We start from the raw sequence: 12,193 nt of genomic DNA, 5'->3' as shown, positions 1-12,193 counted from the left end.
AACGTTTTTACGCCTTTTTCCCTTGACTCTTTTTTGGTTTATGATATAATTAACCAGTAAAGAATCGGTGGCTATCTATGTTTTTTTACGAAAAAGATAGCTAGGGAAGGAGTAACACATGAGACAGCTTGCGCAGGAAATCGATAACTTTTTAAACGAGGTGATCTTGAGATCTGAGAACCAGCATGAAATTCTAATCGGGCATTGCACGAGTGACGTTGCCTTGACCAATACTCAGGAACACATCCTCATGCTCTTGTCAGAAGAATCCCTAACCAACTCGGAGTTGGCCCGTCGCCTTAATGTCAGTCAGGCGGCAGTGACCAAGGCTATCAAATCTTTGGTCAAAGAGGGTATGTTAGAGACATCCAGAGATCCCAAAGATGCGCGTGTGATCTTTTATCAACTGACAGAGCTGGCTCGACCAGTGGCAGAGGAACACCACCATCATCATGAACACACGCTCTTAGCCTATGAACAAGTGGCAAGTCAGTTTACTCCAAATGAACAAGAAGTTATCCAGCGGTTTTTAACTGCTTTAGTAGGAGAAATCAAATAATGCGGTATATTACAGTAGAGGACTTGTCTTTCTATTATGACAAGGAACCTGTCCTCGAGCACATCAACTATAGTGTTGATAGTGGGGAGTTTGTCACCCTGACTGGTGAAAATGGAGCTGCCAAGACAACGCTTATCAAGGCGAGCCTAGGCATCTTGCAGCCAAGATTTGGTAAGGTAACCATCTCAAAGACAAACACTCATGGGAAAAAACTTAGGATAGCTTATCTTCCCCAGCAGATAGCCAGTTTTAATGCTGGTTTTCCAAGTACGGTTTATGAATTTGTCAAGTCGGGTCGTTATCCGCGAAAAGGCTGGTTCCGTCGCTTGAATGCTCATGATGAGGAGCATATCAAGGCTAGTCTAGACTCAGTTGGTATGTGGGAACATCGTGACAAACGAATTGGTTCCCTCTCGGGAGGGCAAAAGCAACGAGCAGTGATTGCCCGGATGTTTGCTTCTGACCCAGATATTTTTGTCCTGGATGAGCCGACAACAGGGATGGATGCTGGAAGCAAAAATGAATTTTACGAACTCATGCACCATAGTGCCCACCATCATGGTAAGGCTGTTTTGATGATTACCCATGACCCTGAGGAAGTCAAGGACTATGCGGATCGCAATATTCATCTAGTTCGTAACCAAGATTCGCCATGGCGTTGTTTCAACGTTCACGAAAGCGATCAGGAGGTGGAACATGCTTAGTTTGTTATCTTATGATTTCATGCAGCGTGCCTTCTTGGCGGTCATTGCCATGAGTCTCTTTTCTCCAGTTCTTGGGACCTTCCTTATCTTACGTCGTCAGAGTCTCATGAGTGATACCCTCAGTCACGTTTCTCTATCAGGAGTAGCCTTTGGTCTGGTTTTGGGAATTTCTCCAACCATTTCAACCATTGCCATTGTCTTGATCGCTGCGGTCTTTTTGGAGTATCTCCGGACAGTCTATAAGAACTTTATGGAAATCGGAACTGCCATCCTCATGTCAACAGGACTTGCAGTGTCTCTGATTGTCATGAGTAAGGGGAAAAGTTCGAGCTCCATGAGTTTGGACCAATATCTCTTTGGTTCGATTGTGACCATTAGCCAGGAGCAGGTGATTTTCCTCTTTGCCATTGCTGCGGTCGTTTTACTCTTGACTTTCTTATTCTTGCGACCAATGTATATCCTGACCTTTGATGAGGACACGGCCTTTGTGGATGGCTTGCCCGTTCGTACCATGTCTATCCTCTTTAACATGGTGACAGGGGTGGCCATTGCCCTTATGATTCCAGCTGCAGGAGCTCTTTTGGTATCGACCATTATGGTCTTGCCAGCTAGTATTGCCCTTCGTCTGGGGAAAAACTTCAAATCCGTTATGTTACTAGCCAGCGCTATTGGCTTTTTGGGAATGGTGGCAGGACTTTATATTTCCTACTATGCGGAAACCCCTGCCAGCGCTAGTATCACCATTATCTTTGTAGCTGTCTTTTTGTTAGTCAGTCTACTGAAACGTTTTATCAAATAGGAGAATGAAATGAAAAAACTGAGCTTACTACTAGCTAGTCTATGTGCCCTGTTTTTAGTGGCTTGTTCCAATCAAAAACAGGCAGATGGGAAGCTAAATATCGTGACAACCTTTTACCCTGTCTACGAATTTACCAAACAAGTCGCAGGAGATACTGCTAATGTAGAACTTCTCATCGGTGCTGGTACAGAACCCCATGAGTACGAACCGTCTGCCAAGGCAGTTGCCAAAATCCAAGACGCAGATACCTTTGTCTATGAAAATGAAAATATGGAAACTTGGGTTCCAAAATTGCTAGAATCCTTGGATAAGAAAAAAGTGAAAACCATCAAGGCAACAGGTGATATGTTACTTTTGCCAGGTGGTGAGGAAGAAGAGGAAGGGCATGATCATGGTGGTGAAGGTCACCATCACGACTACGATCCCCACGTTTGGCTTTCACCAGCACGCGCCATCAAACTGGTAGAGCATATCCGTGACAGCTTGTCAGCAGATTATCCTGATAAAAAAGAGACTTTTGAGAAGAATGCAGCTGCCTACATTGAAAAATTGCAAGCATTGGATAAGGCTTATACAGATGGCTTATCTCAAGCGAAACAAAAGAGCTTTGTGACCCAGCACGCTGCCTTTAACTATCTTGCCTTGGACTACGGTCTCAAGCAAGTATCCATCTCAGGTCTCTCACCAGATGCAGAACCATCAGCAGCACGTTTGGCAGAATTGACAGAGTATATCAAGAAAAACAAGATTTCTTATATCTACTTTGAAGAAAATGCTTCACAAGCCCTCGCCAATACACTCTCAAAAGAAACAGGTGTCAAACTAGACGTGCTCAATCCGCTAGAAAGTCTAACAGAAGAAGCAACCAAGGCTGGTGAGGACTATATCTCCGTGATGGAGAAAAACCTCAAGGCTTTGAAACAGACAACGGACCAAGAAGGACCAGAAATCGAACCAGAGAAGGAAGAAAATACCAAGACAGTTCACAATGGTTACTTTGAGGATGCAGATGTCAAGGACCGCACCTTGAGTGACTATGCTGGCAACTGGCAGTCTGTCTATCCTTTCCTTGAGGATGGAACTTTTGATCAAGTCTTTGACTACAAGGCTAAGTTGACTGGTAAGATGACCAAGGATGAGTATAAGGCTTACTATAGAAAAGGCTATCAGACAGATGTGACCAAAATCAACATCACGGATAACACTATGGAATTTGTTCAAGGTGGCCAAAGCAAGAAATTCACCTATAAGTATGTCGGCAAGAAAATCTTGACTTATAAGAAAGGCAATCGTGGTGTGCGCTTCCTCTTTGAAGCGACAGATGCGGACGCTGGACAGTTCAAGTATGTTCAGTTTAGTGACCACAATATCGCCCCAGTCAAGGCAGAACATTTCCATATCTTCTTTGGAGGCACAAGCCAAGAAGCCCTCTTTGAAGAAATGGATAACTGGCCAACCTACTACCCAGATAACCTATCTGGTCAAGAAATCGCCCAAGAAATGTTAGCGCATTGATGCAAGAGAGAATCCCGCAAATCTGCGGGATTTTTTGCTGGAAACGATTAGGTTGTTAGGTATTATAGTACCACAGTTGTGCTGTTCACAATGTGATAAAGAGGTCATTTTCTACTGGCTGATTCTCACTAGCTGGCGAATGCAAAAGCTACGATTGTACAAATTATAGAATCTTTTCAGGGGATTTAGGAAGGGATCTTAGTCATATTGACGTTGCTATCGATTTTTGTTATAGTCAAAGAGAGCAGTCTGGAACAATAGTTTATGCACAGTCTGTGGATAAGTCTAGGGGGAACAGGACATTTAGCTAATATCCTAGAGGGGTCTTGAGAATTGCCCCGGAAACTAGTAACGGGCTAGCTTTCTAGTAGAAATCTTAGTCTAGTAGGGATTTGAGCAGGTCTGCCTGAGGGTGACAGGTTCAAAGTCTAAGAGCTAACTTCTGGAGAAGCTGATTTTTAGGCATGTTTTCTTATCCACAAGTTGTGGATAACTGTAGAGAGTCAGCTTGTGAATCAACTTCAAGTCCAAGTTTCATAAAAGAAGAACCTTTGCGCGATGCAAAGGTTCTTTGGGTTAGGAGTGGTTTGGTAGCCAGCTGAGGGTGAAGGTCAGTTGCTCAGCTTTCAAGAGGTCTTGGTGTTGAATGCTAGATACTATGGTCTTGTCCAATCGACATTCTTTGACAAAGTTGAAGTGGCTGTGGTTTTGTTCAGCATGGATATCCAACCATTTATCTTCCTTAGCCAGGTAGATACGGAGATGGTCAAAGATAGGGATTCCGAGGTCGTAGCTGGGTTTGCCTGGACAGGTCGGGTAGAATCCAAGAGCTGACCAGATGTACCAAGCAGAGAGACTGCCATTATCCTCATCGCCAGGATAGGCTTGCCAGCTTGGGTGAAAGGCTTTCTGACTTATCGACTTGATGAGTAGGGCAGTGTAGTCAGGGTAGTCACTGTAGCGGAAGAGATAAGGGATGTGGAAACTAGGTTGGTTGGAAATAGCCATTTGCCCAAAAGGAGCTGTAGCCATCTCGCTCATCTCGTGAATCTCATAACCATAGCCAGTCGTCTCAAAGAGGGGAGCATCTTGACAGGCTTTCAAAAGATAGTGGCTAAAGGTTTCCTTTCCACCCATAAGCTGGATTAAGCCTGGGATGTCGTGGAGGACGCCTAAGGTCGCTTGAATGGCAGAGCATTCGGCGTAGTCGCGTCCCCAACTATAAGGAGAGAAGTCGGGGCGGAAGTTGCCTTGGCTATCTCGCGCACGCATGTAGCCCGTCGCAGTGTCAAATAGATGGTGGTAATTTTGTGACGAAGTTCTATAAGTTTCCGCGATGTCATTCTGACCAAGCTTTTCGGCACAGCTGGCGATACAAAAGTCGCTATAGGCATAGTCAAGGGTGTGGCTGACGCTTTCGTGGTGGTCGGTAGAGAGATAACCTAATTCTTGGTATTGTGCCAAACCGTGACGGCCATTGATGCCGAGAGGGTCGGACTTGCTGGCTGTTTCAAGCATGGCTTGGAGGAGTTTTTCTTCCAAATCGATAGCCATGTCCTTGCAGGCGCTATCTGCGATAATGCCGTCTAAAAGAGTACCAGGCATCATGCCATGCTCGTCTGGGGCCAGCCATTTTGGCAGGAAACCAGTATTGCGGTAGCTATTGAGGAAACCTTCTAAAAAGCGGTGATAGTGTTCTGGTATGACAAGGGCAAAGAGGGGGAAGGTGGTGCGGAAGGTATCCCAGAAACCATTGTTGCTAAAGAGGACGCCGGGCTTGACAGTACCAGTAGCCAGATCCATGTGGATGGCTTGCCCTGATTCGTTCACCTCATAAAAAGTCTGTGGGAAGAGGAAGAGTCTGTAGAGGCAGTGGTCAAAGAAGGTTCGGTCAGCTTCTCCTGTCTCCATGATATCAAAACGATGGAGGAGATTTTCCCAGTCCGCTTTCGCATTTACTTTACAGCTGTCAAAGTCCTTTTGAGGTAGATTAAGCAGAGCTTGAGAAGGCGATATGAAAGAAGTTGCTAGTTGAATCTCGGCTTGACTGCTTGCTAAGTCAATTCGCCAGTCTCTCTCTTCTTGTGTGATAGCAAGAATATCCGTATTCATTTGTAAAGCAGTAAACAGTATCAGAGGATTTTTGGTAGTCTCAGTTTTACCTTCTTGTCTTAGGGCAAGAGTCCGCTTATCTAATTGCTCTACGGTCAGTTCATCTGCTGCGTGAAGATAGAGGGAGAGGTCTTTGCCTTGCTTTTGCTCCAAACGAATAGAAGCGCCATAGCAAGTCGGTGTGAGCTGGGTTTCAATCTGATAGCGCAGGGAGAAAATCTTCAGATAGTGAGGTTGGAAGGAGGCCTTATCTAGGTCATAGGAAGACTGACGATGGAAGAGGCTGTCTCCACCTAGCTGGCCTGTAACAGGTGTCAGAAGGAGCCAAGAGTAGTCGCCAATCCAAGGACTGGGTTGGTGGGTTAATCGAATCCCTTGAAAGACGGGCAGATGCGGATCGAAGAACCAAGCTCCCTCCTGGTCACTGGTCTGGGGAACAAAATAATTCATCCCAAAAGGAACGCCCGTGTAGGGCAGGGTATTTCCTCGAGAAAAGGCATGCTTGCTAGCAGTCCCAAAGCGGGTATCGATGGTTTCAAGTAGTGGTTTCATAAAAAAGCTTCCTGTAGAGGTTTTTGTTTAGTATAACATGAAATTGCCAATAACCGAATTTTAAAAAGTAAATGCCCCTATAAATTTCGGTTAATAATTTACAAATATTCATTCTTTTGTTAGAATGGAGACAATAAAAAAGAAAAGGGGATTTTTTTATGAGTGATTCGGTAAATAATGTGAATAACGAAGAATCTGTAGAGAAGGTTGAAAACACGCCTGTAGAGGATGTGGAGTCAGTTGCTACTCAAGAACCAGAAACTGTGGAAGAAACGGCTTCTGAGCAAGCAAAAGATGACCAATCTGAAGAAGTGGTGGAAGAGAAAGATTCTAAGCCAGAACAGAAAGAAGATGCAAAAGCTTCAGCTGAGGCTTCGGCTCAACAAGTCGTTGAAAAAACCAAAGGATTGTTTGCAACGAAACGCAAAGAAATCATTGCAGCTCTTGTGGCAGTAGCCGTTATTATTGTGGCATTTGTGGGATACAATGTTATCCAGTCACAACCAAAAAGCTTAATTGGCGACGTCAAAGTTGAGTTTTCAGGTTATGAAGAATCTGGAACGGTAACTTATAATAGTCAAGATATTGCTGAGAAAGTAGCAGAAATAGCATACCAAAAAGTAGGCTTTAATAAGGATCAGGCAGCGGGTTTGGCTAAAAAAGACCCTATTATTTACGCAGAAGTGTCAAGAGATGGCAAGTTGGCGTCTAAATTGATGCAAGCAGAAGCGATGATTAGTAGTGTCCATTATGAATTTGACAAAACAAATGGTCTCAAAAATGGGGACGAAGTTACATTCACCGTAACTACAAGCTCAAAGAACTCACCATTTAAAGCTGAAAAGAAAACTTTCAAAGTTGAAAACTTGAAAGAATATGAGAAGGTATCAACGGCTGATTTGCTCAAAGAAACTCCTGTGACATTTACTGGATTTAATGGGTATGGCATAGCGTCTATTACAGAAAATCCTAATAAAGACGCCTATTTCAACTTTGAAGATAACAAACGTCCGACAAACTTGAAGAACGGAGATACAGTTACTCTTACTGTTAGTGCGACCTATATCAATGAGTTAAAATCAAAAGGAAAAGTTGTTGACAACAATAAGGTCGAGGTGACTGTTGAAGGGTTGAAAGACTTAAAAGATGTGAAGAACTTTGCGGATCTTCTGAAAAAGAATGATGACTACAGCAAGTCTGAAAATCAAAATAGTTCCTTTAGCACCTACACTTTAGAGTCACAAGGCAGTTATTTGAAAGTCATCCCAGAAGAGAATAAAAAATCAAATGGGAAAGTTTCGTTGATAACAGTTTATAAAGTAACTTGGTCAAGTGGCAATTCAAAAGAAGTTCGTTACAAATACTATGGTTATCAAGCTTACCTTTTGAAGGACAATAATCTTGATCTTGATGCTGCTTCTAAAGTATCAAGTTGGGGATCAAAAGATTTAGAAGGTCTAAAAGCTGAACTGGCTACTGAAGGTTATAAGGTTTACGAAGAAAAGAAAAGTGAATAGAAAAGTTGGGGAGAGCCCCAACTTTTTTTTCATAAGTTTGTTTCAAAACGCCTTTAGTTTGTGTATATCTTTTGGAGGCGTTTTTTTTTATACTGAACATGAAACTTGTTTGAAAGAGGAAAAAATACTATGGTTTATTCGAAAGAAATTGTTAGAGAATGGCTAGACCAAGTAGCGGAGCGGGCTAAGGACCATCCCGAGTGGGTGGATGTCTTTGAGCGTTGCTATACAGACACCTTGGACAATACGGTCGAGATTCTAGAAGATGGCTCAACTTTTGTCTTGACAGGGGATATTCCTGCTATGTGGCTTCGGGATTCGACAGCCCAACTCAGACCCTACCTGCACGTGGCTAAAAGAGATCCTCTCTTGCGTCAGACCATTGCAGGTTTGGTCAAGCGTCAGATGACTTTGGTGCTCAAGGATCCTTATGCCAATTCCTTCAATATTGAGGAAAACTGGAAGGGGCACCATGAGACTGATCACACAGAGCTTAATGGCTGGATTTGGGAACGCAAGTACGAGGTGGATTCGCTTTGCTATCCTTTGCAGCTGGCTTATCTCCTTTGGAAAGAGACTGGCGAGACCAGTCAGTTTGATGAGACTTTTGTCACAGCGACCAAGGAAATTCTTCATCTCTGGACAGTGGAACAAGACCACAAGAACTCTCCTTATCGTTTTGTTAGGGATACGGACCGCAAGGAAGACACCTTAGTAAATGATGGCTTTGGACCTGATTTTGTAGTGACAGGTATGACCTGGTCAGCTTTTCGTCCGAGTGATGACTGCTGTCAGTATAGCTATTTGATTCCGTCCAATATGTTTGCCGTAGTCGTATTGGGGTATGTGCAAGAAATCTTTGCAGAACTAGACCTAGCTGATAGCCAAAACATCGTGGCAGACGCTAAGCGTCTCCAAGCAGAGATTCAAGAAGGCATCGAAAACTATGCCTATACAACCAACAGCAAGGGAGAAAGGATTTACGCCTTTGAAGTGGATGGTCTAGGAAATGCTAGCATCATGGATGATCCAAACGTACCAAGTCTACTGGCTGCTCCATATCTTGGTTACTGTGCGATTGACGATGAGGTTTACCAAGCCACACGCCGTACCATTCTGAGCCCTGAAAATCCATATTTTTACCAAGGAGAATACGCTAGCGGTCTCGGAAGTTCTCATACCTTCTATCGCTATATCTGGCCGATTGCCCTTTCTATCCAAGGTTTGACAACAAGAGATAAGGCAGAGAAGAAATTCTTGCTGGATCAGCTCGTTGCCTGCGACGGTGGTACAGGTGTCATGCATGAAAGCTTCCACGTGGATGACCCAACGCTTTACTCACGTGAATGGTTCTCTTGGGCCAACATGATGTTTTGTGAATTGGTTTTGGATTATCTAGATATTCGCTAATACTCTTCGAAAATCTCTTCAAACCACATCAGCTTCGCCTTGCCGTATAGATGTTACTGACTTCGTCAGTTCTATCTGCAACCTCAAAACAGTGTTTTGAGCTGACTTCGTCAGTTTATCCACAACCTCAAAGCAGTGCTTTGAGCAGACTGTGGCTAGCTTCCTAGTTTGCTCTTTGATTTTTATTGAGTATAAGGAGCGCGCTTTAGTTTCACCGATTCGTGTCAGAATCACACCTTTACATTTAAAACGTTAAAATTTAAGTTAGAATGAGGTTTTACTTCATGGAAAATGTTGTTGTACATATTATCTCACATAGTCACTGGGACCGTGAGTGGTACTTACCTTTTGAAAGCCACCGTATGCAGTTGGTGGAATTATTTGATAATCTTTTTGACCTTTTTGAAAATGACCCTGAGTTCAAGAGTTTCCACTTGGATGGACAAACTATTGTCCTTGATGACTACTTGGAAATTCGCCCTGAAAATCGCGACAAAGTCCAACGTTACATCGACCAAGGCAAACTCAAAATTGGTCCTTTTTACATCTTGCAGGATGACTACTTGATTTCAAGTGAAGCCAATGTCCGCAATACCTTGATTGGTCAAGCAGAATGTGCAAAATGGGGCAAATCAACCCAGATTGGTTACTTCCCAGATACCTTTGGAAATATGGGACAAGCTCCCCAAATCCTTCAAAAATCAGGCATTCACGTGGCAGCCTTTGGTCGTGGTGTGAAGCCGATTGGATTTGACAACCAAGTTCTCGAAGATGAGCAGTTCACATCCCAGTTTTCAGAAATGTACTGGCAGGGTGCAGACGGAAGTCGTGTCCTCGGTATCCTCTTTGCCAACTGGTATAGTAATGGGAATGAAATCCCAGTTGATAAGGATGAGGCCCTGGCCTTCTGGAAACAAAAATTGTCAGACGTACGTGACTATGCTTCGACCAACCAATGGTTGATGATGAACGGATGTGACCACCAGCCTGTACAGCGAAATCTGAGTGAAGCCATTCGTGTGGCAAATGAACTCTTCCCAGATGTGACCTTTGTGCATAGTTCCTTTGATGACTATGTCCATGCAGTAGAAAGTGCTCTACCAGAGCAGTTATCAACGGTTACAGGTGAGTTGACAAGTCAGGAAACAGATGGCTGGTACACACTTGCCAACACTTCTTCATCACGGATTTACCTCAAACAAGCCTTCCAAGAAAATAGCAACTTGCTAGAACAAGTAGTGGAGCCATTGACTGTCATCACTGGTGGGCACAACCATAAGGAGCAGTTGACCTATGCTTGGAAAGTCCTTCTACAAAATGCGCCACATGATAGCATCTGTGGCTGTAGTGTGGACGAAGTTCACCGTGAGATGGAAACGCGTTTTGCCAAGGTCAACCAAGTTGGAAACTTTGTTAAGACCAATCTTCTCAACGAGTGGAAGGGCAAAATTGCAACTCACGAAGCGCAAAGCGACCATCTCTTTACTGTCATTAACACAGGTTTGCATGACAAGGTTGATACGGTCAGCACCGTGATTGATGTGGCGACTTGTGATTTCAAGGAATTGCACCCAACAGAAGGCTATAAGAAGATGGCAGCCTTGACCTTGCCAAGCTACCGTGTCGAAGACTTGGAAGGGCATGCTGTAGAAGCGAAAATCGAAGATCTGGGAGCTAACTTTGAGTATGATTTGCCAAAAGACAAGTTCCGTCAGGCTCGCATTGCTCGTCAAGTGCGCGTGACAGTACCTGTTCATCTGGCACCACTTTCTTGGACAACCTTCCAATTGCTCGAAGGAAAACAAGAACACCGTGATGGTATTTACCAAAATGGAGTAATTGATATGCCATTTGTAACGGTCAGTGTGGATGAAAACATCACGGTCTACGACAAGACAACTCATGAAGCGTATGAAGATATTATTCGCTTTGAAGACCGTGGTGACATCGGAAATGAGTACATCTATTTCCAACCAAAAGGAACAGAGCCTATCTACGCAGAGCTGAAAGGCTATGAAGTCCTGGAAAATACAGCACGTTTTGCTAAAATCTTGCTCAAGCATGAATTGACAATTCCAGTAAGTGCAGACGAAAAACTGGATGCGGAACAAAGAGGCATCATCGAGTTTATGACGCGTGAAGCAGGGCGCTCAGAAGAATTGACAACCCTTCCTCTGGAAACAGAGATGACCGTCTTTGTTGACAATCCACAAATCCGCTTCAAGACTCGCTTTACCAATACTGCCAAGGACCACCGTATCCGTCTCTTGGTTAAGACTCATAACACGCGTCCAAGCAATGACTCTGAAAGCATCTATGAGGTAGTAACACGACCAAACAAACCAGCTGCTTCTTGGGAAAATCCTGAAAATCCACAACACCAGCAAGCCTTCGTCAGCCTTTATGACGATGAAAAAGGGGTGACAGTGGCTAATAAAGGACTGCACGAGTATGAAATCCTTGGAGACGATACCATTGCTGTGACCATTCTTCGTGCCTCAGGTGAGTTAGGTGACTGGGGTTACTTCCCGACACCAGAGGCTCAGTGCTTGCGTGAGTTTGAAGTCGAGTTTGCTCTCGAATGCCACCAAGCAGGGGAACGCTTCTCAGCCTTCCGTCGTGCTAAAGCCTTCCAAACACCATTCACTAGTCTTCAAGTTGCTAAACAAGAAGGAAGTGTTGCTGCGACTGGCAGCCTCTTGTGCCATGCGGCGCTCAGCTTGCCACAAGTCTGCCCGACAGCCTTTAAGGTAGCTGAAAATGAAGAAGGATATGTACTTCGTTACTACAATATGAGTCAAGAAAATGTGCGTATATCAGAACACCAACAAACCATTTTGGACTTGCTTGAGCGGCCATATCCCGTTCATTCAGGACTCTTAGCACCACAAGAAATTCGCACAGAATTGATCAAAAAAGAAGACATTTAATAGTTTTAAAGTGTTTGATAACTAATACTATGAGATAGAAAGGAGGGGCGAAAGAGTAAGGACTAACTACTGATTCGCCCCTTTTTATGGGAAGA

8 protein-coding genes are annotated in these 12,193 nt (G+C 44.0%); 7 read left to right on the top strand and 1 reads right to left on the bottom strand.

The features are described 5' to 3' along the window. Window positions 1-118: 118 nt before the first annotated feature. The 4 genes from adcR to adcA are packed head-to-tail and all read left to right on the top strand — an operon-like array spanning window position 119 to window position 3,577. Window positions 119-559 (top strand): zinc-dependent transcriptional regulator AdcR, encoded by a 441-nt coding sequence (gene adcR / locus GMD1S_RS01550; RefSeq protein WP_001249328.1) that lies wholly within the window; start codon window positions 119-121, stop codon window positions 557-559. After that, entirely contained in the window at window positions 559-1,263 is a 705-nt protein-coding gene (locus GMD1S_RS01545) for a metal ABC transporter ATP-binding protein (protein WP_001269483.1), read from the top strand. The genes adcR and GMD1S_RS01545 overlap by 1 nt, the downstream gene beginning before the upstream one ends. After that, window positions 1,256-2,062: a metal ABC transporter permease gene (locus GMD1S_RS01540; protein ID WP_000950023.1), complete on the top strand. Its 807-nt coding sequence runs from the start codon at window positions 1,256-1,258 to the stop codon at window positions 2,060-2,062. Before GMD1S_RS01545 ends, GMD1S_RS01540 begins: the two co-directional genes overlap by 8 nt. Window positions 2,063-2,071: 9 nt before the next feature. Further along, on the top strand, window positions 2,072-3,577 hold the full coding sequence (gene adcA, locus GMD1S_RS01535) for a zinc ABC transporter substrate-binding lipoprotein AdcA (protein WP_000736541.1): 1,506 nt from the start codon (window positions 2,072-2,074) through the stop codon (window positions 3,575-3,577). 576 nt (window positions 3,578-4,153) lie between these two features. Here the strand turns inward: adcA and GMD1S_RS01530 are convergent. Then, window positions 4,154-6,241, bottom strand: a complete 2,088-nt coding sequence (locus GMD1S_RS01530; RefSeq protein ID WP_000803426.1) for a GH92 family glycosyl hydrolase — start codon at window positions 6,239-6,241, stop codon at window positions 4,154-4,156. A 158-nt stretch (window positions 6,242-6,399) separates the two neighbouring features. Between GMD1S_RS01530 and GMD1S_RS01525 the strand changes: the two genes are divergently transcribed. From GMD1S_RS01525 to GMD1S_RS01510, 3 genes are all read left to right on the top strand, one after another. Next, window positions 6,400-7,758: a hypothetical protein gene (locus GMD1S_RS01525; RefSeq protein WP_001285366.1), complete on the top strand. Its 1,359-nt coding sequence runs from the start codon at window positions 6,400-6,402 to the stop codon at window positions 7,756-7,758. Between the two features lie 129 nt (window positions 7,759-7,887). Next, on the top strand, window positions 7,888-9,168 hold the full coding sequence (locus GMD1S_RS01520; protein WP_000263081.1) for a glycoside hydrolase family 125 protein: 1,281 nt from the start codon (window positions 7,888-7,890) through the stop codon (window positions 9,166-9,168). 284 nt (window positions 9,169-9,452) lie between these two features. Continuing rightward, window positions 9,453-12,098: an alpha-mannosidase gene (locus GMD1S_RS01510; RefSeq protein ID WP_000432740.1), complete on the top strand. Its 2,646-nt coding sequence runs from the start codon at window positions 9,453-9,455 to the stop codon at window positions 12,096-12,098. The last annotated feature ends 95 nt before the right edge of the window (window positions 12,099-12,193 follow it).

The sequence above is a fragment of the Streptococcus sp. GMD1S genome, from assembly GCF_000296875.1.
Taxonomy (GTDB): domain Bacteria; phylum Bacillota; class Bacilli; order Lactobacillales; family Streptococcaceae; genus Streptococcus.
The sequence above is the reverse complement of the archived record's forward strand: the minus strand, read 5'-3'. Positions and strand labels throughout refer to the sequence as shown.